Raw genomic sequence first — 20458 nt, forward strand, 5'->3', positions numbered from 1 at the left:
CCGGGTGGTCAGATCGGGAGTCGGTTGGGGAATTGGACGGCGAAGGCGTTCAGGGCCTGGTGCCATCCCTGGGTGCCGGTTCCGAGCTCGCCTCCGCGGGTGGTCTCGATGTTCCGGATCCCCAGGTAGACCAGCTTGAGCGCCGCGTCGTCGGAGGGGAACGAGCCCCTGGTCTTGGTGATCTTCCGGAGCTGGTAGTTGATCGATTCGATCTGGTTCGTGGTGTAGATGACCTTGCGTATCTCGGGTGTGAACGCCAGGAACGGGGTGAAGTCCTCCCACGCGTTCCTCCACGCCAGCACCGCCCCGGGGGCCTTGGCCTGCCAGGCCTCGGCGAAGGCCTCCATGGCCAGCTCCGCGGCCTGCACGGTCGGAGCCGTGTAGATCGGACGCATGTCCTTGGCCATCGCCTTGCGGTCCCCGTAGGAGGCGTAGCGCATCGCCGAGCGCAGCAGGTGCACCACGCACGTCTGGACCACGGTCTGCGGGTAGATGCTGTTCACCGCCGCCGGCAGGCCGCTCAGCCCGTCGCAACACAGGACCAGGATGTCCGTGGCGCCGCGATTGCGGATCTCGGTGAGCACGTTGGCCCAGAACTTCGCCCCCTCCGAAGCGCCCAGCCACAGGCCCAGGACCTGCTTGCGGCCCTCGACGTCCACGCCCACGGCGATGTGGCAGGCCCTGTTCGCCACGACCCCGCCGTCACGGATCTTCAGCCAGATCGCGTCGATGTAGACGATCGGATACACCGCTTCCAGCGGCCGGTTCTGCCATTGGGCGACCTCGTCGGCGATGACGTCGGTGACCCGGGAGATCGTCGCGGCGGAGACCTTGGCCCCGTAGATCTCCTCGAGGTGGGCCCCGATGTCGCGGGTGCTCATCCCACGGGCGTAGAGCGAGAGGATCATGTCCTCGACCTTGCCCAGCCGGCGGGACCGCTTGGGCACAATGACCGGCGCGAAGGAGCCGTTCCGATCCCGTGGCACGGTGATCTGCACCGGCCCCTGCAGGGTCTGCACGTTCTTGGTGGTCTTGCCGTTGCGCGAGTTTCCCGTCCCGGCCCCGGCGGGGTCCCCGGACTCGTAGCCGAGGTGGTCGCTCATCTCGGTCTCCAGGCTCCGTTCCAGGACCGCGCGGGTCATTCGCGCCAGCAGCTCCTCGACGCCGTGGCGCCCCTGCCCGAGATCCTCCGCGGCGGTGACGAGGGCGTCGATCTGATCGGCGCTGAGAACGCCTTCAAGAGGGTTCGGAATGGTGTTGGTATCTGCCATGAGGCCCGTCCTTTCAAAGGGGTGAAACCACAGGTCACACCCCAGTTAGAGACCGGACCCTTACACACTCTATGAAACACCCTCCCACGTAGATGCCGGTCCCGCGCCCGCCGCAGGCCAGGTCCCATGCCAGCCAGCTTCAACCACACCATCATCGCCGCCGTGGACCGCGAGGAATCCGCGCGCTTCTACCGCGAGCTCCTCGAGGTCCCGGCCGCCGAGTCCTGGGGCATCTTCGCCAACATCCAGCTCGAGGGCGGGGTGCTGATGCAGTTCGCCGAGCCGCCCGTGGACATCCAGATGCAGCACTACGCCTTCCTCGTGGACGACGCGCACTTCGACCGCGCCTACGCCCGCCTGCGCGAGCAGGGGATCGAGCACTGGGCGGATCCGCAGATGCGGCGCCCCGGGCAGGTGAACACGGAGCACGGTGGCCGCGGCGTCTACTTCAAGGACCCGGCGGGCCACGCGCTCGAGCTCATCACGCGCCCGTACCTGTAGGCCTCAGCCGAGGAATGCGGCGAGCTCCCGGAGCACCGCCTCCGGGTCCTTGAGCTGGCACTCCCAGACGATGAGCGGCTCCCAGCCGAGGGCGCGCAGCTGTTCGAGCTGCCGGGCGTCGCGCTCCACGTTGCGGAGGCGCTTGTCCACCCAGAACGCGGTGTTGGTTCCGGGGGTGCGGAGCCCGGCCGGGCAATCGTGACGGTGCCAAAAGCACCCGTGGACGAGCACGACCTTGTGCCGCGAGGCGAACACCAGATCCGGCCGGCCCGGGAGCCGGCCGCCGCGCAGCCGCACGTCCGGGGCCGTCCGTGCGGCCGCGCCCCGGGCGGTGCGTGAGATCGCCCCATGCAGGCGGAAGCGGTAGCCGGCGGCATGCGCGATCCGGCGCACGGCCAGTTCCGGGGCGGTGTTGCTGCCCTTGATCCGGGCCATCATCGCGGAGCGCTCCGCTGGTGTCAGCGGGTCCATTCCTCCAGCGTAGCCAGGCCGGCGGAACCACGGCAGATGACGCCGGATGTCATCCCGCGACGCATCGGGCCTTCTGCGCCATTCGCCGGACAAACCGGATGCGCCGTTGAGGATCGTCGGTTAGTGTGGCCTTCTCACCCGACCCCGACCGAGCAGAGGAACGCAGTGCGCCTGATTCTCGTCCGCCACGGACAGACCAGCTCGAACATCGGTGGCTTCTTGGACACGGCCCGCCCGGGCCCCGGGCTCACCGGGCTGGGCGAGCGGCAGGCCGAGGCGATCACGTCGGTGCTCGACCGGGAGCGTATCGGGGTGCTTTACGCGTCGACGCTCCTGCGCGCCCAGCAGACCGCCGCGCCGCTGGCCGCCCGTCTGGGACTGGACATCAACATCCGCGACGGACTGCGGGAGGTCCTGGCCGGCGACCTTGAGATGCGCGGCGACGAGGCCTCCCGGCAGACCTACCTGGAGACCATCTTCAGCTGGAGCGAGGGCGCCGAGCACCACCGGATCCCCGGTGGCGAGGACGGCCTGGAGGCGTTGGGGCGCCTGGACCGGATCGTCGAGGAGGCCGCCACCACGGGTGCCGGGACCGTGGCGCTGTTCACCCATGGCGCACTCATCCGCGGCTGGGCCGCGGCACGGGCCTCCAACATCGACGCGGCATTCGCCGCCCGGCATCCCGTGCCGAACGGCGGCGTCGTGGTGCTCGAGGGCGCGCCCGCGGAGGGGTGGGACGCCGTGGCGTGGCCGGAGGGGATCCCGCAGGCCGCCTCCGGCGCGCAGGACCCGGCGTCCGGCGTCGTTCCCGTCCCCGGGGCCGGTTAGGCCAGCCGGGCCCTGACGAGCTCACTCACGCGCTTGCCGTCGAAGCGGCCGGCGACCTCGGCGGACACGGTCTTCATGACCTGGCCCATCTGCCGCATCCCGGGGCGCTCACCGCCCGCGGAGGCCTCCTCGATCGCGCGGTCGACGATCAAGACGACGTCGTCCTCGGTCAGGGGCGCCGGCAGGTAGCCTTCGATGACCTCGGCCTCCGCGGTCTCGGCCGAGGCGCGCTCGGAGTGCCCGGCGTCGGTGTACGTCTGGGCGGTCTCGCGGCGCCGCGCGGCCTCCTTCTGCAGGAGCGCGACGACCTGGACGTCGTCGAGCTCGACGGGCGTCTTGCCGCCCTTCTCCCGCGTGTTGATCTCGCCGAGCAGGTTGCGCACCGTCGTGAGCGCCACCTTGTTCCCGGACTTCAGGTGCGTGGTCATGTCGGCACGGAGCCGGTCCTTGAGCGTGGTCATGGCGGGCCTTTCCTCGGGTGGGTCACTGACCATTGTGCCCCGTCGGGAGATACCGTGGTGGCATGCGCGCGAGGGAAGCGGCAGCGAAGGCGAGCGGTGCCCGCCCGGGGCGACCGCGACGTCGTCGTACCCCGGGCCGTCCCGTCCGGCGGGCCGCGCGGGTGCTCGCGGCCGGTGCCGGCCTGGCCGCCGTCGTGGCGCTCGCCGCCGTTGTCCTGATCTCCTTCCCCCGCGTGGACGAGGCGGCACCGGCGGACGCCCTCCTGGTCCTCGGACCCGTCGACGCCCGGCTGGACACCGCCCGGACCCTGATGGACGCCGGCATCGCGGACACCGTGGCGTACTCCGTGCCCGCCGCCGCGACGGTGGACGAGGCGACGGCCGCGGCGGTGGGGGAGCTGTGCGCGCCCCGCACCGACTACGAGGTCCTGTGCTTCACGCCCGATCCCTTCACGACCCAGGGCGAGGCGATGGCGCTGCGCGGACTCGCAGCCGAGCACGCGTGGACATCCGTCAACGTCCTCACCTTCGACGCGCACGTGACGAGGACCCGTTGGGTCATGGAACGCTGCTGGGACGGCGGGCTGCGCGTGCTCGAGTACCCGCGGCCGGCGGGGCCGCTGCAGCGGGCGTTCGACGTCGGCTACCAGGGCCTGGGCGTGGCGAAGCTCGCCGTGACGCGCGGCTGCGAGGGGCAGCTGCCGGCACCGGTGCAGGAGTTCATGGACGGGTTCAAGCCGGAGGCGCCGCCGCTCGGCGGGTAGGAGGCCGGGGTCCGCGGGGCCGTGGCCGCGGGGTGGCCCCCGCCGCTGCCCTAGGATGGTGGCGCGGCCCCGGGAGGAGCCCGCGCCGACGCGCGGGCCGCGGGGCCGGGGCAGGACGAGGAGGCAACGGCATGGGTGGCGGATCCGAACGCGGATGGTTCGCGGAGAAGGTGCTGCCCGGCGGCAGCGAGCCGGACCCGCGCTTCACGCTCGCGAACGAGCGGACCTTCCTGGCCTGGATCCGGACGTCGCTCGCATTCATCGCGGGCGGGATCGCGATCGAGGCGTTCGCCGCCGACGTCTTCGAGGAGCCGTTGCGGCGCGGACTGGCGTTATTCATCGTGGTGCTCGGCATCCTGCTCAGCGCGGGGGCCACGCTGCGCTGGCTGCGGACCGAGTCGAGCATGCGCCACGGCCGCCCGCTCAAGCTCCCGCTCATCGCCCCGCTGCTGGGGATCGGCGGCGCCCTGGCCGGGGCGGCCGTTGTGGTCCTCGTCCTCCTGGGACGCTGACGTGCCCGCGGTGGCCCACGGCGATCCCGGCCTGCAGCCCGAGCGCACGTCCCTGGCCTGGGGTCGGACCATGCTGGCCCTCTTCCTCGCGGCGGGCGTGCTGCTGCGCTGGCTGCCGTTCTACGGATACGGGGCGCTCGCGCCGGCCGTCGTGGCCGCCGCGATCGGCGCCGGAATCTACGCGACCCAGAAGCACCGCTACGCGGCGGCCACGCGCGGAATCGCCCGCGAGGCGCTGAGGGCCGACGCCGTCGCCGTGTGCGCCACAGGGGCGGCGGTCTGCGGGCTCGGCGTCCTCGGTGCCGTCGTGGTCCTGGGCGCCTGAGCGACTGAGTGCCGGAGCTCCTGACGGAGCGGGTTCGCGACGCCGGGTTCCGGGCTCCCGCCGCCGGGTCCCGGGCGCCTAGTTGGAAGGCCGGCCGTCGCCCGCAGGCGAGGCGCCGTCACCCGGCTCCGCCGCCTGGCCCGCCTGGTCGCCCGCCTCGTCACCCGACGCCGTGGCCTCCGGGGCGGCGCCGTTCTGCGCAGGCGCGGCCCCGGCGTCGTCCGCGTCCTCCGTCTCCTCCGGAGCCCGGCCGTCCAGGTAGACCGACTCCTCGGGCTCGCGGTGGCGGATGCCCTGGATCACGAGGATCGCGATGCCGAGCGCGATGGCGCCGAAGGAGGCCCACATGTTCGCGGGGATCCCGAGGAAGCCGTCGCTTGTGGGGTCGATCCGGATGGACTCGAGCCAGCTGCGGCCCAGCCCGTACCAGATGATGTAGACGGCGAGGGCGCGGCCCCAGCGGAGCCGGAAGCGGCGCTCGAGCAGGATGATCACGGCCACGCCGATGAGGTTCCAGATCATCTCGTAGAGGAACAAGGGGTGGAACAGCGTGCCCTCGGGGAGCCCGGCGGGGAAATTGGGGTTGCTGGACTCGATCTCCAGGCCCCACGGCAGCGTCGTCGGCAGGCCGAACAGCTCGTGGTTGAACCAGTTGCCCAGCCGCCCGATCGCCTGCGCCACGAGCATGCCCGGGGCCACCGCGTCGGCGAAGGACAGGAAGCGCACGCCGGAGCGCCGGCAGGCGATGTAGGCGCCGAGCGCGCCGCCGATCAGCGAGCCGTAGATCGCGTTGCCGCCGTCCCAGATCCGCACGATCGCCCACGGGTCGGCGCCCTCGTAGAAGTAGTCGGACATGTGCGTGAACACGTGGTAGAGCCGTGCGCCGACGAGGCCCAGCGGCACGGCCCAGATCGTCACGTCCAGCACGAGCTCCGGGTTGCCGCCGCGCTTGGCGATGCGGCGCTGGGCGATCAGGATCGCGGCGGCGATGCCGGCCAGGATGCACAGGGCATAGGTGTGGATCGTCAGGGGCCCCAGGTGGATCTGGGCGAAGACGGGATCGGGGCTGGGCAGGCTCGTCGGAAGATGCATGGGACCCTACGTGTCTCGGGGAGTGTGCCGGGTTCGACGATGTCATTCTGTCAGTCCCGCCCGTTAATTTCAGGGACCCCGCCCGGGCACAATGGTGGGGTGACCCCGCCGACCCGATCCACCCCGCCCGCCTTCGACCTCGAGCGGATCGGCGCCGGCCTGGTCTTTGCTTCCTCCCTTCCCTCCCTGCGTGCCGAGCTGGAGGCCGCCGCCCCGGCCGGCACGGCGGTGGTCCAGGCCCCGCCCGGCACGGGCAAGACCACCCTGGTCCCGCCGCTCGTGGCCAATCTGGTCCGGGCGGGACAGGACGACGCCGGGGCCGCGCCCGCCGCGCCCGGCCCGCCGCGCGTCGTGGTCACCCAGCCCCGCCGCGTCGCGGCCCGCGCCGCCGCGCGCCGGCTGGCGGCGCTCGACGGATCCGAGCTCGGGACCCGCGTCGGCTACACCGTCCGCGGGGAGCGGCGGGCCGGTGAGGGAACGCTCGTCGAGTTCGTGACGCCCGGCATCCTGTTGCGCCGCCTGCTGGAGGATCCGGGGCTGGACGGCGTCGCGGCCGTCGTGCTGGACGAGGTCCACGAGCGCGGCCTGGAGACCGACCTGCTGCTCGGGATGCTCACCGAGGTGCACGCGCTGCGCGGCGACCTGGCGCTCGTGGCGATGTCCGCCACGCTCGACGCCTCGCGCTTCGCGGCCCTGCTCGGCCGGGCCGACGCGGACGGGCCCGCGCCCGTCGTCGACTGCCCCTCCGCGCTGCATCCGCTCGAGATCCGCTGGGAGCCGGGCCCCGGCCCGCGGCTGGACGAGCGCGGCGTGACGCGGGCGTTCCTGGACCACGTCGCCGCCACCGCCGCCCGCGCCCACGCGGCGGCGCTCGCCGCCGATCCGTCGGTGGACGCGCTCGTGTTCGTGCCCGGGGCGCGGGAGGTCTCCCACGTCGCCGCGGCGCTGCGGCGCACGGAGAACGACGCCGGGGCCGCCCCGGGCCGCGCGGGTGGACCCGGCGTCGAGGTGCTCGAGCTCCACGGCCAGGCCCCGCCCGCGGAGCAGGACCGGGCGGTGTCCGGGCGCGGGCCGGGCGGGCCGCCGCGCATCATCGTCTCCACGTCCCTCGCCGAGTCCTCCCTCACGGTGCCGGGCGTCCGGCTCGTGATCGACGCCGGGCTGTCCCGCGAACCGCGCCGGGACGCGGCCCGCGGCATGAACGGGCTCGTCACGGTCTCGGCCTCGCGCGCCTCCGCGGAGCAGCGGGCCGGCCGCGCCGCCCGCCAGGGCCCCGGCACGGTGGTCCGCTGCTACGAACAGCGCAGCCACGCGTCAGCCCCGGCGCATCCGACGCCGGAGGTCGCGGTCGCGGACCTGACGTCCGCGGCGTTGACGCTGGCGTGCTGGGGCGCGCCCGGCGGGGAGGGGCTGCGGCTGCCCGACGCCCTGCCCGCCGCGGCCCTGGCCGACGCCGTGGCGGTGCTGACCGCCCTCGGCGCCGTCGATGCCGAGGGCCGGGCGACAGGGCTCGGCCGCCGCCTGAGCCGGATCCCCGCCGACCCGCGCCTGGCCCGCGCGCTGCTCGACGGATCGCGGCTGCTCGGGGCCGGCGCGCCGCTCGCGGCGGAGGCCGTGGCGCTCGTCGAATCGGACGCCCGCGCCCCGGGGGCCGACCTGACCCGGCTCCTGACGGCGCTACGGTCCGGCCGAGAGCCGGGATCCACCCGTTTCAAGGACGAGGTCAAGCGGCTGCGCCGGATCGCCGGGCCGGGGGCAGGCGGATCCGGATCGGGCGCCGACGCCGCCCACGCCGGCCCCTCGGTACCCCGCGGCACGCGGGTGCCGTGGGGGGAGGAGGTGGGCTTCGTCGTCGCACTCGCCTTCCCGGAGCGCGTGGGGCGCCTCGTCCCCGGCGCCGGAACGTACCTCCTCGCCTCGGGAACGCGCGCGGGCCTGCCGGCCGGCAGCCCGCTGGCGGGGCACGAGTGGCTCGCCGTCGCTGAGGCGACGCGCGCCGCGGGGCGCGACGCCGCCGGGACGGGCGCCGTGATCCGCGCCGCCGCCCCGCTGGGCGAGGACACGGCGCTCGCCGCGGCGGGAGGGCTGCTCCTCGACCAGGTCGAGGCCGCTTTCGCGTCCGGCCGGGTGAGCGCCCGGCGCGAACGCCGGCTCGGCGCGATCCTGCTCGACTCCACGCCCGTGCGTCCCGGGCCCGAGGAGGGGCGCGCCGCGGTCGAACGGGCGCTCGCCGCCGGCGGGCTCGGGATCATCGGCTTCTCGGAGGCGGCCGACGCGCTGCGGCGCCGCCTGGCGCTGCTGCACCGCGAGCTCGGGGCGCCGTGGCCCGACGTCTCCGAGGCGGCCCTCGCCGCCCGGCTGGGGGACTGGCTGGCCCCGGAGCTGGAGGCGCTCGCCGGCGGCGCGTCCGTGCGCGGGATCGACCTGGCCGAGCCGCTGCGGCGCCTGCTGCCGTGGCCGGAGGCGTCGCGCCTCGGCGAGCTCGCGCCCGAGCGCCTCGAGGTGCCGAGCGGTTCGCGCGTGCGCATCGACTACCCGGAGCCCGGGGACGACGCCGGACGGCCTGTCGTCGCGGTCAAGCTGCAGGAGTGCTTCGGCTGGGACCGGACGCCGCGCGTGGCCGGGGGCCGCGTGCCCGTGCTGTTCCACCTGCTCTCCCCGGCGGGGCGGCCGCTCGCGGTGACCGACGACCTCGCGTCCTTCTGGTCCGGGCCGTACGCCCAGGTCCGGGCCGAGATGCGCGGCCGCTACCCCAAGCACCCGTGGCCGGAGGATCCGTGGACGGCGCCTGCGACGGCGAAGACCAAGCGGCGGATGGGGCAGTAGGTAGGAGGTCCTCAGGCCCGACTTCTTCACAGAGTGCGCTCGAACACCGAGCCTCAGTCCTTCTGATAGATAGCCGACAGGCAGAGTTGCATGGCGGGAGACGTCGTCTGCATCCGCGATCACGCCGGACTCAATGTAGGCGGCGTAGAGGATGGACTCGCCGCTGTCGGGCAGGACGCGCCAGGCATCCGAGCGTGATGCGACGGTTCGTTCCCATGCGCCGACCGCAGCCGCCGGGGCTGACAGTTCGGCGTCGGGCAGCGTTCGCGCGGTGGCGGAGCGTGTCAGAGCGAGTCGAGGACCTCGTTTTCGAGGGCGTCAAGGTCGGTCGCTGTGGTCTCCGACGGAGCGATGGTGATGGGCATTGGCGGACTCCGTTGAAAAGGTGGGCTTGTGCTGACTGCGCAGCAAGTGTCATAGGTGTCGCAACTGTCAGAGGTGTGCGTCAAGCGGTGGGGACGACCGGCTGCCGCAGGATGGTGCGCAGCTTCTCCGGGGCCGTCCGGCGCGGGTCGCCCAGGTAGATCTCGTGGTGCTTTCCGCTCGGGCGCAGCCCGTTCCCCGGAAGGAAGCGGTGGTGCAGCTCCTCGAGGACGGCGGCCTCGTCGTCGTACGGGCCCACGTGCAAGACCTGCACGCACGTGCCCTCGGCGAGCGGCTCGAGGCGGACCGCGCCGAGCGAGGCCGGCGCGTCCTTCGCCCCGACGCGCTCGACGGCGGCGCGGAAGTCCCGGGGCCCGAGCCAGTCCGGGACCATGATCATCAGGGTCCAGTCCCACCGCGACTTGTCCCGCGCGGACGTGAAGGACTCCAGGTCCTCGGCCCACCACAGCCCCTCGAGCGGCGGCACGACGTAGTCCCGGCCGAGCTCCTGCTTCGAGGCGAACTTGAGCTTGTAGGCCACCGGATAGAGCGCCTTCAGCGCCTCCTCGTAGGCCGGAGCCGTGTTCGGGTCCCCGTGCCCGTCGACCATGAGGTACTGCAGGGCGGGCACGTCGAGGACCTGGAAGACGCCGGGGGCGGCCCGGTAGGCCTCCAGGGTCTTCTTGACGTCGATCTTCGCGGCCACGCGGTCCTCCTCAGGCGCTCCGGCGCGGCGCCCGGCCGGCGGCCTCGATGGCTCCGGGGGAGAGGGCGTGGTCCGTGGCCAGGGCCGCGGCTCCGAGGACGCCCGCTCGCGCGCCGGCGGTCGAGGTGACGATCCGCAGGTGCTTGGTCGCCAGCGGGAGGGAGCGGGTGTAGACGACCTCGCGGATCCCGGCGAGCAAGTGCTCGCCCGCCTGGGACACGGAACCGCCGACGACGATGACGGACGGGTTGATCAGGCTCACGCAGCTCGCCAGGACGCTGCCGAGGTGCCGGCCCGCCTCGCGGACCAGCCGGACGGTCTCCAGATCGCCGTCGCGCAGCCGCTGGGCGATGACCTTGGACGCCTTGTGCTCCGGGCCGCCCGCCGCGCCGTCGACGTCCACGCCGAGCCGCCGCGCCAGGGCCGGGCCGCTCGCGACTGCCTCGAGGCAGCCCGCGTTGCCGCACGCGCACGGGGTGTCCGGGCCGCCCGGGACCCGGACGTGGCCCAAGTCCCCGGCCGTGCCCTGGGCGCCGCGCTGGAGCCGACCGCCGGCGATGATGCCCGCGCCGATGCCCGTGGCGACCTTGACGAACATCAGCTCGTCCACGTCCTGCCAGGCCGTCTTGCGCTCGCCGAGCGCCATGATGTTCACGTCGTTGTCCACGAGCACGGGGACGTCGAAGTCGCGCTGCAGCCGGCCCGGGACGTCGAATCCGTCCCATCCCGGCATGATCGGCGGGCTCACGGGGCGCCCCGTCTCGAACTCCACGGGGCCGGGCAGGCCGATGCCGATCGCGGTGAGGTCGGAGGCAGGCCGGCCGGCGTCGGCGAGCAGGCCGGTCACGGCGCCGGAGAGCCAGGCGAGGACCTCCTCCGGGCCGCGGTTGATCGGCAGGGACTCGCGCACCTCGGAAACGATCGTTCCGCCGAGGTCGGCGAGCGCCACGAGGGCGTGGGTGGCGCCGAGGTCGGCACCGACGACGACGCGGGCCTGCGGATTCAGGGCGAACAACGACGGCGGGCGCCCGCCCGTCGAGCTCGCCCCGCCGAAGGGCGCCACGTAGCCGAGCGAGAGGAGCGTGTCGACGCGGGAGGCGACGGTGGAGCGGGCCATGCCCGTAAGCTGGGCCAGCTCGGCCCGGGTGCGCGGGCGGCCGTCGCGGAGCAGCTGCAGGAACTCGCCGGCACGGGCCAGATCGGCCTCGGCGGCCTCGGCCGAGGCGCCGGATGCGCTGGTGGTCATGGTCCTGCTCCTCTCGTCGGGCCCGTGTCCGTGCGTTCCGCGGCGCGTGCTCCGCGCCGTGGTGACAGAAGCATGACAGCCGCGGAGGCTCCGTGCACGCTCTTGCCGCGTGTTGCCCCCGATGCGTCTTTCTTTTGATCATCAAACACCTTTTGCTTGACGATCGTCAAAAGTGATCCTAGAGTCACTGTGACGACAGTCACTCCCTCCGTCTCGCAAGGAGCCATCATGACCGAACCGCACGCGGCAGCATCCGCGACCGCCACCACCGATTCCGGGGCCGCCGGCCTGGAGCTCTCCGTCCAGCTCTACAGCGTCCGTGACGCCGTCGCCGAGGACCTGCAGGGCACCGTCGCCCGCCTCGCCCGGATCGGCTTCGCCAACGTCGAGCCCTACAACTTCGTCGCGCTGGCCGACGAGCTGCGCGCCGCCCTGGACGCGACGGGCCTCAAGGCGCCGTCCGGCCACGCGCCCCTGCTCCGCGAGGACCAGGAGGAGATCTTCGCCGCCGCCGTGAAGCTCGGCATCGGCACCGTGATCGACCCCTACCTCCCGGCCGAGCACTGGGAGACCGAGGAACAGGTCGCCGAGACGGCGGCGAAGCTCAACGCCGCGGCCCGCGCCGGGGCGGCCCACGGGATCCGCGTCGGCTACCACAACCACGAGTGGGAGATCTCCTCGCGCTTCAACGGCACCACCGCGCTCGAGCTGCTCGCCTCGCAATTGGATCCGGAGGTGGTTCTCGAGGTCGACACCTACTGGGTCGCCGTCGGCGGCGAGGATCCGGCCGCGCTCCTGGACCGGCTCGGCGACCGCGTCAGGCTCGTGCACCTCAAGGACGGCCCCATCAGCCGCGACACCGCGGCCCAGCAGCCCGCCGGCCAGGGCGCCATGCCCGTCGACGCGGTCGTCGCCGCGGCCGTCCGCAACGGCGTCGAGACCGGCGTCGTCGAGTTCGATTCCTACACGGGGGACCTCTTCGAGGCCCTCGCGGCATCGCTCGCCTACCTCTCGGCCGGAGCCGCCCGATGAACGCGCAGGACACCGCGGCGTCGGCTCCGGCCGCGGCGCCCGCCACGCAGCGCACGGGTCCGGTCGGGGTCGGCATCATCGGAGCCGGCGTGATCAGCACCCAGTACCTGGACAACCTCACGACCTTCGCCGACGTCGTCGTCCACGCGATCGGCGACCTCTTCCCCGAGGCCGCGAAGGCGCGCGCCGAGCAGTACGGGATCGCCGTCCACGGCACCCCGGAGGACGTCCTGTCCCACCCGGAGGTGGAGATCGTCGTCAACCTGACCATTCCCGCCGCGCACGTACCCGTGGCCCAGTCCGCGGTCCGCGCCGGAAAGCACGTGTGGAGCGAGAAGCCGTTCTCCCTCGACCGCGCCTCCGGCCGGGAGCTGCTCGCGGAGGCGGAGGCCGCGGGGCTCCTGCTCGGCTGCGCCCCCGACACCTTCCTCGGCGCCGGCCTGCAGTCCGCCCGCCGGGCGATCGAGGCCGGGGTGATCGGCACGCCCTTGACCGCCCTGACGCTCTTCCACGTGCCCGGCCCCGAAGCCTGGCACCCGAGCCCTGAGTTCCTCTTCCAGGCCGGCGCCGGACCGCTCCTGGACATGGGCCCCTACTACCTCACGGCCCTGATCCAGACCTTCGGCTCGATCCGCAGGGTCGCCGCGATGGGCACCCGTTCCCGCGACCAGCGCACGATCGCCACGGGCCCCAAGGCCGGCACCGCCTTCGACGTCACGGTGCCCACCCACGTGGGCGCCCTCATCGAATTCGAGTCCGGCCAGCAGGCGCAGTCGATCTTCAGCTTCCAGTCCGAGCTCAAGCGCATGGGCTGGATCGAGATCTCTGGCACGGAAGGGACGCTGTCCCTTCCGGATCCCAACATGTTCGACGGCGAACTGCGGCTCATGCGCGCCGGCGCGGACGAGTGGGAGGTGCTCGAGCTCGAGGGCTCGACGGCCGGACGGGGCCAGGGCGTGCTGGACATGGCCCGGGCGATCCGCGCCGGACGCGCGCACCGCGCCCAGGGCGCGCTCGCCTTCCACGTGGTCGACGCCCTCCTGGCGATCGAACAGTCCGCCGCCACCGGCGAGTTCGTCGCCGTCGAATCCTCGGCGCCTGTGGTCCCGGCCCTCCCGGCCGAGTGGGACCCCGCCGCCGCGACCCTCTGACCTTCCGCCCCACCGGGCACCCCCGGGCTCCGCGCCGCCGCGGCGGCCTCCGCACGATCGAACCAACCCACAGGAGAACACCATGAAGCACACCTTCCGCCTCGGCGCCGCCGCCGCGGCCTCCGTCCTCGTCCTGGGCCTCGCGGCCTGCGGTTCCTCCGGGGGTGGCGGCGACGCCGGCTCCCAGGAGATCACCTACTGGGCCACCAACCAGGGCCAGTCGCTCGACCACGACCGCGAGGTGCTCAGCGAGTCCCTCGAGCGCTTCACCGAGGAGACCGGCATCAAGGTCAACCTCGAGGTGATCCCCTGGACGGACATGTACAACCGGATCCTCACCGCCGTCACCTCCGGCGACGGCCCCGACGTGCTGAACATCGGCAACACCTGGGCGGTGACCCTCCAGGAGACCGGGGCGTTCGAGCCGGTGGAGGGCGAGTTCCTCGAGGCGATCGGCGGGCAGGACCGCTTTATGTCCGCCGCATGGGCCACCGCCGGAGCAGAGGGCAAGGCGCCGACCTCCGTCCCGCTCTACAGCCAGGCGTACTCGCTCTACTACAACACGGAGCTCTTCGAGGAGGCCGGGATCGACGCCCCGCCCGCGACGTGGGACGAGTTCGTGGAGACCGCCAAGAAGCTCACGAAGGACACGGACGGCGACGGCAAGATCGACCAGTGGGGCATCTCCACAGAGGCCGGCGCGGTCACCAACGGCGCCCACCACTCCTTCATCCGCGGCAAGCAGCACGGCGGCGCGATGTTCGACGCCGACGGCCAGCCGACCTTCAACACCGACGCCCAGATCGACGGCGTCGCCGAGTGGGTCGACCTCATGGGAACGCACAAGGTCATGAGCCCCTCCGACGCGGAGATGACCAACGGCGCCGACGCCGTGGCCAACCTCATCGACGGCCGCGCGGCCATGGTCTTCAACCAGAACCCGGTGAAGAACTTCACGGCCCGCGACTTCGAGGACTGGGGCGTCGCCCCGATGCCGCTCGTCGATGGGAACGCCACGGGCGACCGCGCCGTCATGAGCTTCGCCGCCGGCTCCAACGTCTCCGTGTTCAAGAACTCGGACAGCAAGGACGCCGCCTACCAGCTCGTCGCCCACCTGACCGACACCGAGGAACAGGTCTACCTCAACGACGCCTACACCTCGCTGCCCACGGTCGCCGACGCCTACGACGCCGAGGAGTTCCAGAACGAGTCCGCCAAGCTCAAGGAGAAGACCCTCGCGGACCACGCGCAGCCCATGCCGCTCGTGGCACAGGAGGGCCAGATGGAGACCCTCGTGGGCACCGCGGTGAAGAACCTCTTCGCCCAGGCGGCCACGGGGACGGTGACGCGCGCCGACGTCGAGCGCGCCCTCACCGACGCCCAGAACCAGATGACGGCCGCGCAGTAGGGACCGCGGCCATGGCACCGAAGAACACCGTGCCGGGAACCATCCCGGCACCCGCGGACGCGGACGGCGTGGGCCTGGCCCCGGCGTCGTCCGCCTCCGGGCCGGCCGCGGAGGCCCTGCGCCCCGCGGCCGGCGGGGGCGGCACCCACACCGCGCCCGGAACCGGCACCCCGGACGACGCCGGATCCCCCGCCCCGCGCGGGAGGGCCCGGAAGGCGCCCGACGCGCAGGCGATCCGTCGCAGGACCCCGCGCGGCAAGGCCGAGTCCCGGCTCGCCTACTACCTCGTCACGCCGGCCGGTCTCATGGAGCTGCTGATCCACATCATCCCCATGGCGCTCGGCATCTGGATCGCGTTCACCGCGCTGAACCAGCTGAACCTGACGAACTGGCTCAACGCCCCGTTCGTGGGGCTGCAGAACTTCGTCAACGGGCTCAACCCCGAGTCCACGATCGGCCAGTCGTTCTTCTCCGCGCTCGGCCGCACCGCGGTCTACACCGTCATCGTGGTCGGCGGGTCCTGGATCCTGGGCATGGCCGGCGCCGTGTTCCTCTCCTCCAAGGTCCGCGGCCGCACCTTCCTGCGCACCCTGTTCCTCGTGCCCTACGCCCTGCCGACCTACGTCGGCACGATCGCCTGGGCCTTTATGTTCAACCAGCGCGACGGCGCCGTGAACCAGCTCCTCGTGGACGTGTTCGGGCTCTTCGGCGGCGAGCGGCCGTTCTGGCTCCTCGGCGAGAACTCCCTCACCGCCATGATCGTCGTGAACATCTGGACCCTGTGGCCGTTCGCGTTCCTCATGCTGCTCGCCGCCCTGCAGAACGTGCCGGGGGACGTCTACGAGGCGGCGTCGCTCGACGGCGCGAGCCTGTGGAGCCAGTTCATGCACATCACGCTGCCCATGGTGCGTCCCGCCAACGGCGTCCTGGTGCTCGTGATGGGGCTGTGGACCTTCAACCAGTTCAACATCCCGTTCGTGCTCTTCGGCCCCTCGTCCCCGGCGGAGGCCATGCTGGTCACGCCGCTCATCTACCAGAACTCGTTCGGGTCCTGGAACTTCGGCCTCGGCGGCGCGATGAGCGTCCTGCTGCTGCTGGCCATGCTCGTCGCGACCGCGTTCTACGTGCGCCTGGTCCTGCCCAAGGGAGCCCAGCATGATTGAGACCAAGCAGTTCAAGATCATCCGCGCGATCGTCCTGACGCTGTTGACGGTGTGGGTCGTGGTGCCGCTGTACGTGGTGTTCTCCACGTCCGTGAAGCCGCTCTCCGACGTCTCCGGGGTCTTCCGCTGGATCCCCGAGCGGATCACCCTCGAGCCGTACCTGGACATCTGGCAGACAGTGCCGCTCGGCCGCTACTTCGTCAACTCGCTCATCATCACGTGCACCGCCACCGTGTGCTCCGTGGTCATCGCGATCCTCGCGGCCTACGCCATCTCTCGGCTGGACTTCCGCGGCAAGCGGGCCTTCAGCCTGACCGTGCTGTCCACGCAGATGCTGCCCGGCATCCTGTTCCTGCTGCCGCTGTTCCTGATCTTCACGCAGATCCGCAACGTCACCGGCATCCAGCTCCAAGGCAGCCTCGGCGGGCTCATCCTGACGTACCTGACCTTCACGCTGCCGTTCGCGATCTGGATGCTCACGGGCTACTTCGCCTCCATCCCGCAGGCGCTCGAGGAGGCCGCGATGATCGACGGCACGAGCCGGCTCGGCGCGCTGTTCCGCGTGGTGCTGCCGGTCGCGAAGCCCGGCATCGTGGCGGTGGCCGTCTACTCGTTCATCGCGGCGTGGGGCGAGGTCCTCTTCGCCTCGGTGCTCGCGAACGAATCCACCAAGACCCTGGCGCTGGGCCTGCGGGCCTACGCCTCCGAGACCGACGTCTTCTGGAACCAGCTGATGGCCGCCTCCGTGGTGGTGTCCCTGCCCGTGCTGATCGGCTTCATGCTGGTCCAGAAGCACCTGGTCGCCGGCCTGTCCGCCGGCGCCGTGAAATAGAAGGAGTCCCCATGACCGAGTTGAGGGTGGCCACGATCGGCTACGCCTTTATGGGCCGCGCGCATTCGAACGCGTGGCGGAACGTGGGCGCGTACTTCGACGTCCCCGACGTGCAGCAAGCCGTCCTCGTGGGCCGGGACCCCGCGGCGACCAAGGAGGCCGCGCGCCGTCACGGCTGGGCCGACACGGCCACGGACTGGCGGGACGTCGTGGGCCGGGACGACATCGACGTGATCGACATCTGCGCCCCGGGCTGGCTTCACGCCGAGATCGCCATCGCGGCGCTGCAGGCCGGCCAGCACGTGCTGGTGGAGAAGCCGCTGTCCAACACGCTCGCCGAGGCCCGGGCCATGGTGGACGCCGCCGCTGCCGCGCCCGGCCAGGTCGCGATGGTGGGCTTCACCTACCGTCGCGTCCCCGCCCTGGCCTACGCCCGCCGGCTCATCGCCGAGGGCCGGCTGGGCACGGTGCGCCAGGTGCGCGCCTCCTACCTGCAGGACTGGCTCGCCGACGCCGCGGCGCCCATGACGTGGCGGCTGCGCAAGGACACGGCCGGCTCCGGCGCGCTGGGGGACATCGCCTCCCACGCCGTGGACCAGGTCCAGTACCTCACGGGGCAGAAGGTGACGACGGCGTCGGGCACCCTGCGCACGTTCGTCACCGAGCGCCCGGGGCCGGACGGCACCGAGCCCGTCACGGTGGACGACGCCGCCTGGGCCACCCTGGGGCTCGACGGCGGGGCCGTCGCCTCCGTCGAGGTGTCCCGCGTGGCGCTGGGCTGCAAGAACGCGCTGACCATCGAGGTCTACGGCAGCGCCGGCGCCCTCGCGTTCGACCTCGAACGGCCCAACGAGCTGCGCTTCCTCGACGGGAGCGATCCGGCCTCGGAGTCCGGATTCCGCCGGGTCGTCGTCACCGAACCGGAGCACCCCTATCTCGACGCGTGGTGGCCCCAGGGCCATGTGCTGGGATGGGAGCACGCGTTCACCCACCAGGCCGCCGACTTCCTGGGCGCGGTCGCGTCCGGAACCCAGGCATCGCCGTCGTTCGCCGAGGGGCTCGCCGTGCAGGAGGTGCTGGACGCGATCGAGTCCAGCGCGGCCCGCGGCGGGGCCCCGTTGAGGATTGGAGAGTAGGAATGGCACGGAACTTCACCCTGTTCACGGGGCAATGGGCGGACCTGCCGCTCGAGGAGGTCGCGCGGCTCGCGGCCGGCTGGGGCTACGACGGGCTGGAGATCGCGGTCTCCGGCGAGCACCTGGACGCCTGGCGTTGGGACGACGACGCGTACATCGCCGAACGGCTCGGGATCCTGGACAAGTACGGGCTCAAGGTCTGGGCGATCTCCAACCACCTCAAGGGCCAGGCGGTGTGCGACGATCCGATCGACTTCCGCCACCAGGGGATCGTGGGGGAGAGGGTGTGGGGCGACGGCGATCCCGAGGGCGTGCGGCAGCGGGCGGCCGAGGAGCTCAAGCACACCGCGCGGCTCGCGAAGAAGCTCGGCGTGGACACCGTCGTCGGGTTCACGGGGTCCTCGATCTGGCAGTACGTGGCCATGTTCCCGCCCGTGCCCGGCGAGGTCATCGACGCCGGATACCAGGACTTCGCCGACCGCTGGAACCCGATCCTCGACGTCTTCGACGAGTGCGGCGTGCGCTTCGCCCACGAGGTGCATCCGTCCGAGATCGCCTACGACTACTGGTCCACGCAGCGCACGCTCGAGGCGATCGGGCACCGGGAGGCGTTCGGGCTGAACTGGGATCCGAGCCACATGATGTGGCAGGGGATCGACCCCGTGGCCTTCATCTCCGACTTCGCCGAGCGGATCTACCACGTGGACTGCAAGGACACCCGGATGAGGATGGGCGGGGGCCGCAACGGCATCCTCTCCTCCCATCTGGCCTGGGGCGATCCGCGGCGCGGTTGGGACTTCGTCTCCGCCGGGCGCGGGGACGTGCCGTGGGAGGACGCGTTCCGCGCGCTCGCCGCGATCGGCTACGACGGCCCCATCTCGATCGAGTGGGAGGACGCCGGCATGGACCGCCTGCACGGGGCGCCGGAGGCGCTCGCGGCGCTGAGGAAGCTGGACTTCCCGGCGTCGGAGACCTCCTTCGACGCCGCGTTCAAGCAGTAGCGGCGGATCCGCGCGGCACGGATCAGGCAGCACGACGGCGGGGCGGCACCTTCGGGGGCCGCCCGCCGTCGTCCCCGGTCCGGGCTTCGGTTGTCCCCGGTCCGGCCCGCGCTACTTGGCCAGCGCGATCTTCTCCACCTTGAACAGCGGCACGGTCGTGCTGCCGCCGATCTGGGTGTCGTAGCTGAAGGCGCTCACGACGGTGGCCGTGATGCGCACTTCGTCGTCCGCCACGAAGTCGTCCAGCTCGGGGCAGTCGGCGTCTCCGTCACCGGCCATGAAGATCGCGTTGTGGTCGTAGTCCCACGAGCGCGCCATGTTGGTGTGCCCGATGTTCGCGCGGAAGATGCATTCCCCGGTGGCGGCATCGAACTGCGTGATCTCCCCGTGGACCACGAGCGTCTCGAGGACGTGCGCGTCGGGCTTCTTGACGATGAGCGAGAGGTCCCGGGCCGAGACGGGCTGGGCGCCGTCGATCCGCTTCTTCTCCTCGGCCGCGGCCTCCTTCTTCGACTTCGCCTCGGCTTCCTCCTGGGCCTTGGCCTCGGCGGCTGCCTTGGCCTCGGCCTCTTCCTTCGCCTTGGCCTCAGCGGCCTTGCGTTCGGCCTCCTCCTCGGCCTTGCGCTCGGCCTCGGCGGCTGCGGACTCGGAAGCGGCGGCGGACGCGGACTCGGAGGCTGCGGCCGCCGACGCCTCCGCCGCGGGATCATCGCTCGCCACGGCGGCGACGACGCCGGCCTGCCCGGTCGGGGCGTCGCCCGCCGCCGGGGCCCCGTCGCCGCCGCCGACGAGGTTCGCGAGGACCCCGGCCGCGAAGAAGGCGGCGAGGGCGATCGCCCACCAGCGGCGGTACCAGGGCCGCTTGGCCCGGGTCGTGGTCGCGGTGGACGGAGGGAACGGAGGAACGCCGTCGGGCGCCGCTCCGGAGTTCGGCTGAGTGGGAAGCATCGCGCGAACACCTTTCATGAAGTGCCGCCGTTGATCCGGGCGGGCTGCCCGGCCGCGCGGCGGCGAGTGATGTTCCCGAGGCTAGGATCCGGCACCGACGGTTTGGCTTCCGCGTATCTGATCCCGTGCGGCTCCGTCCCGCACCGCCTACGCTGGGATGACCGCCGGCAGCGCCGCCGACGGTCGGAACGCGACAGAGGGGAGCGGACCATGCGGTTCGTGCTGGAAGTGGACACCGACCAGCTGACGGGGGAGGTGGAACCCGAGCTCGCGCGGATCCTGCGCTACTGGGCCGGGAACCTCAAGAACTATCCGCTCGTCGAGGGCAGTGGCGAGGACGTCTACGACTCTGCCTATCAACCCGTCGGGACGTGGGCGCTCCTCGGCCCGACGTAGTCCATCCGGGATCCCCGGTCGTGGG

General features: G+C 72.3%; 21 protein-coding genes. 14 read left to right on the plus strand and 7 right to left on the minus strand.

Annotated elements, in window-relative coordinates:
* Positions 1 to 8: 8 nt before the first annotated feature.
* The gene (locus ACQ3I4_RS12700; protein WP_329864319.1) at positions 9 to 1271 is read right to left on the minus strand and encodes an IS256 family transposase; all 1263 of its coding nucleotides are present in this window, start codon (positions 1269 to 1271) and stop codon (positions 9 to 11) included.
* 126 nt (positions 1272 to 1397) lie between these two features.
* Between ACQ3I4_RS12700 and ACQ3I4_RS12705 the strand changes: the two genes are divergently transcribed.
* The gene (locus ACQ3I4_RS12705) at positions 1398 to 1772 is read left to right on the plus strand and encodes a VOC family protein (protein WP_430633658.1); all 375 of its coding nucleotides are present in this window, start codon (positions 1398 to 1400) and stop codon (positions 1770 to 1772) included.
* A gap of 3 nt (positions 1773 to 1775) precedes the next feature.
* On the opposite strand, the gene ACQ3I4_RS12710 is transcribed toward ACQ3I4_RS12705, so the two are convergent.
* Complete coding sequence (locus tag ACQ3I4_RS12710) at positions 1776 to 2243, minus strand: very short patch repair endonuclease (protein WP_329863669.1); 468 nt, start codon at positions 2241 to 2243, stop codon at positions 1776 to 1778.
* Between the two features lie 165 nt (positions 2244 to 2408).
* Between ACQ3I4_RS12710 and ACQ3I4_RS12715 the strand changes: the two genes are divergently transcribed.
* Complete coding sequence (locus tag ACQ3I4_RS12715) at positions 2409 to 3071, plus strand: histidine phosphatase family protein (RefSeq protein WP_329863671.1); 663 nt, start codon at positions 2409 to 2411, stop codon at positions 3069 to 3071.
* On the opposite strand, the gene ACQ3I4_RS12720 is transcribed toward ACQ3I4_RS12715, so the two are convergent.
* Positions 3068 to 3532, minus strand: coding sequence for a GatB/YqeY domain-containing protein (locus ACQ3I4_RS12720; RefSeq protein ID WP_329863672.1), 465 nt, complete (start codon positions 3530 to 3532; stop codon positions 3068 to 3070). The two genes, ACQ3I4_RS12715 and ACQ3I4_RS12720, sit on opposite strands and share 4 nt — an antisense overlap.
* Positions 3533 to 3594: 62 nt before the next feature.
* Here ACQ3I4_RS12720 and ACQ3I4_RS12725 point away from each other — a divergent pair, with 62 nt between their 5' ends.
* The 3 genes from ACQ3I4_RS12725 to ACQ3I4_RS12735 all read left to right on the plus strand — a co-directional run bounded on the left by ACQ3I4_RS12725 (position 3595) and on the right by ACQ3I4_RS12735 (position 5133).
* Positions 3595 to 4296 carry a hypothetical protein gene (locus tag ACQ3I4_RS12725; protein ID WP_329863674.1) on the plus strand — a complete coding sequence of 234 codons (702 nt, stop codon included), beginning with the start codon at positions 3595 to 3597 and terminating at the stop codon, positions 4294 to 4296.
* 131 nt (positions 4297 to 4427) lie between these two features.
* The gene (locus ACQ3I4_RS12730) at positions 4428 to 4808 is read left to right on the plus strand and encodes a YidH family protein (protein ID WP_329863676.1); all 381 of its coding nucleotides are present in this window, start codon (positions 4428 to 4430) and stop codon (positions 4806 to 4808) included.
* A 1-nt stretch (position 4809) separates the two neighbouring features.
* Positions 4810 to 5133: a DUF202 domain-containing protein gene (locus ACQ3I4_RS12735; RefSeq protein ID WP_329863678.1), complete on the plus strand. Its 324-nt coding sequence runs from the start codon at positions 4810 to 4812 to the stop codon at positions 5131 to 5133.
* A gap of 78 nt (positions 5134 to 5211) precedes the next feature.
* On the opposite strand, the gene lgt is transcribed toward ACQ3I4_RS12735, so the two are convergent.
* Positions 5212 to 6225: a prolipoprotein diacylglyceryl transferase gene (lgt, locus tag ACQ3I4_RS12740; RefSeq protein ID WP_430633659.1), complete on the minus strand. Its 1014-nt coding sequence runs from the start codon at positions 6223 to 6225 to the stop codon at positions 5212 to 5214.
* 99 nt (positions 6226 to 6324) lie between these two features.
* On the opposite strand from lgt, the gene hrpB reads away from it, so the two are divergent.
* Positions 6325 to 9051 (plus strand): ATP-dependent helicase HrpB, encoded by a 2727-nt coding sequence (gene hrpB, locus ACQ3I4_RS12745; RefSeq protein ID WP_430633660.1) that lies wholly within the window; start codon positions 6325 to 6327, stop codon positions 9049 to 9051.
* A gap of 445 nt (positions 9052 to 9496) precedes the next feature.
* Here hrpB and ACQ3I4_RS12750 read toward each other — a convergent pair whose 3' ends face one another.
* Entirely contained in the window at positions 9497 to 10120 is a 624-nt protein-coding gene (locus ACQ3I4_RS12750) for a GyrI-like domain-containing protein (RefSeq protein ID WP_430633661.1), read from the minus strand.
* A gap of 10 nt (positions 10121 to 10130) precedes the next feature.
* Positions 10131 to 11366 (minus strand): ROK family protein, encoded by a 1236-nt coding sequence (locus ACQ3I4_RS12755; protein WP_430633662.1) that lies wholly within the window; start codon positions 11364 to 11366, stop codon positions 10131 to 10133.
* Between the two features lie 288 nt (positions 11367 to 11654).
* On the opposite strand from ACQ3I4_RS12755, the gene ACQ3I4_RS12760 reads away from it, so the two are divergent.
* The 7 genes from ACQ3I4_RS12760 (at position 11655) to ACQ3I4_RS12790 (ending at position 19089) form a co-directional block, all read left to right on the plus strand.
* The gene (locus ACQ3I4_RS12760) at positions 11655 to 12398 is read left to right on the plus strand and encodes a sugar phosphate isomerase/epimerase family protein (RefSeq protein ID WP_329863715.1); all 744 of its coding nucleotides are present in this window, start codon (positions 11655 to 11657) and stop codon (positions 12396 to 12398) included.
* Entirely contained in the window at positions 12395 to 13549 is a 1155-nt protein-coding gene (locus ACQ3I4_RS12765) for a Gfo/Idh/MocA family protein (protein ID WP_430633663.1), read from the plus strand. The genes ACQ3I4_RS12760 and ACQ3I4_RS12765 overlap by 4 nt, the downstream gene beginning before the upstream one ends.
* An 82-nt stretch (positions 13550 to 13631) precedes the next feature.
* Positions 13632 to 14957, plus strand: coding sequence for an extracellular solute-binding protein (locus ACQ3I4_RS12770; protein ID WP_430633664.1), 1326 nt, complete (start codon positions 13632 to 13634; stop codon positions 14955 to 14957).
* Positions 14958 to 14968: 11 nt separating this feature from the next.
* Positions 14969 to 16120, plus strand: coding sequence for a carbohydrate ABC transporter permease (locus ACQ3I4_RS12775; protein ID WP_329863692.1), 1152 nt, complete (start codon positions 14969 to 14971; stop codon positions 16118 to 16120).
* The gene (locus tag ACQ3I4_RS12780; protein ID WP_329863694.1) at positions 16113 to 16952 is read left to right on the plus strand and encodes a carbohydrate ABC transporter permease; all 840 of its coding nucleotides are present in this window, start codon (positions 16113 to 16115) and stop codon (positions 16950 to 16952) included. Before ACQ3I4_RS12775 ends, ACQ3I4_RS12780 begins: the two co-directional genes overlap by 8 nt.
* An 11-nt stretch (positions 16953 to 16963) precedes the next feature.
* The gene (locus tag ACQ3I4_RS12785) at positions 16964 to 18088 is read left to right on the plus strand and encodes a Gfo/Idh/MocA family protein (protein WP_430633665.1); all 1125 of its coding nucleotides are present in this window, start codon (positions 16964 to 16966) and stop codon (positions 18086 to 18088) included.
* 2 nt (positions 18089 to 18090) lie between these two features.
* Positions 18091 to 19089: a sugar phosphate isomerase/epimerase family protein gene (locus ACQ3I4_RS12790; protein ID WP_329863698.1), complete on the plus strand. Its 999-nt coding sequence runs from the start codon at positions 18091 to 18093 to the stop codon at positions 19087 to 19089.
* A gap of 111 nt (positions 19090 to 19200) precedes the next feature.
* On the opposite strand, the gene ACQ3I4_RS12795 is transcribed toward ACQ3I4_RS12790, so the two are convergent.
* A complete protein-coding gene (locus ACQ3I4_RS12795; protein WP_430633666.1) occupies positions 19201 to 20037 on the minus strand; it encodes a hypothetical protein in 837 nt (278 codons plus the stop codon).
* A gap of 210 nt (positions 20038 to 20247) precedes the next feature.
* Between ACQ3I4_RS12795 and ACQ3I4_RS12800 the strand changes: the two genes are divergently transcribed.
* The gene (locus ACQ3I4_RS12800) at positions 20248 to 20433 is read left to right on the plus strand and encodes a hypothetical protein (protein WP_329863362.1); all 186 of its coding nucleotides are present in this window, start codon (positions 20248 to 20250) and stop codon (positions 20431 to 20433) included.
* Positions 20434 to 20458: the final 25 nt, after the last annotated feature.

It is taken from the genome of Zafaria sp. Z1313 (assembly GCF_050563205.1).
In the GTDB taxonomy this organism is placed as follows: Bacteria; Actinomycetota; Actinomycetes; order Actinomycetales; family Micrococcaceae; genus JAZDCJ01.

Excerpts from the sequence above, each read along its gene's own strand:
- ACQ3I4_RS12795 (WP_430633666.1), bottom strand. The coding sequence starts at position 20,037 with ATGCTTCCCACTCAGCCGAACTCCGGAGCGGCGCCCGACGGCGTTCCT.
- ACQ3I4_RS12730 (WP_329863676.1), top strand. The coding sequence starts at position 4,428 with ATGGGTGGCGGATCCGAACGCGGATGGTTCGCGGAGAAGGTGCTGCCC.
- ACQ3I4_RS12710 (WP_329863669.1), bottom strand. The coding sequence starts at position 2,243 with ATGGACCCGCTGACACCAGCGGAGCGCTCCGCGATGATGGCCCGGATC.
- ACQ3I4_RS12700 (WP_329864319.1), bottom strand. The coding sequence starts at position 1,271 with ATGGCAGATACCAACACCATTCCGAACCCTCTTGAAGGCGTTCTCAGC.
- ACQ3I4_RS12755 (WP_430633662.1), bottom strand. The coding sequence starts at position 11,366 with ATGACCACCAGCGCATCCGGCGCCTCGGCCGAGGCCGCCGAGGCCGAT.
- lgt (WP_430633659.1), bottom strand. The coding sequence starts at position 6,225 with ATGCATCTTCCGACGAGCCTGCCCAGCCCCGATCCCGTCTTCGCCCAG.
- ACQ3I4_RS12785 (WP_430633665.1), top strand. The coding sequence starts at position 16,964 with ATGACCGAGTTGAGGGTGGCCACGATCGGCTACGCCTTTATGGGCCGC.
- ACQ3I4_RS12775 (WP_329863692.1), top strand. The coding sequence starts at position 14,969 with ATGGCACCGAAGAACACCGTGCCGGGAACCATCCCGGCACCCGCGGAC.
- ACQ3I4_RS12705 (WP_430633658.1), top strand. The coding sequence starts at position 1,398 with ATGCCAGCCAGCTTCAACCACACCATCATCGCCGCCGTGGACCGCGAG.
- ACQ3I4_RS12800 (WP_329863362.1), top strand. The coding sequence starts at position 20,248 with ATGCGGTTCGTGCTGGAAGTGGACACCGACCAGCTGACGGGGGAGGTG.
- ACQ3I4_RS12780 (WP_329863694.1), top strand. The coding sequence starts at position 16,113 with ATGATTGAGACCAAGCAGTTCAAGATCATCCGCGCGATCGTCCTGACG.
- ACQ3I4_RS12720 (WP_329863672.1), bottom strand. The coding sequence starts at position 3,532 with ATGACCACGCTCAAGGACCGGCTCCGTGCCGACATGACCACGCACCTG.
- ACQ3I4_RS12725 (WP_329863674.1), top strand. The coding sequence starts at position 3,595 with ATGCGCGCGAGGGAAGCGGCAGCGAAGGCGAGCGGTGCCCGCCCGGGG.
- ACQ3I4_RS12765 (WP_430633663.1), top strand. The coding sequence starts at position 12,395 with ATGAACGCGCAGGACACCGCGGCGTCGGCTCCGGCCGCGGCGCCCGCC.
- ACQ3I4_RS12790 (WP_329863698.1), top strand. The coding sequence starts at position 18,091 with ATGGCACGGAACTTCACCCTGTTCACGGGGCAATGGGCGGACCTGCCG.
- ACQ3I4_RS12770 (WP_430633664.1), top strand. The coding sequence starts at position 13,632 with ATGAAGCACACCTTCCGCCTCGGCGCCGCCGCCGCGGCCTCCGTCCTC.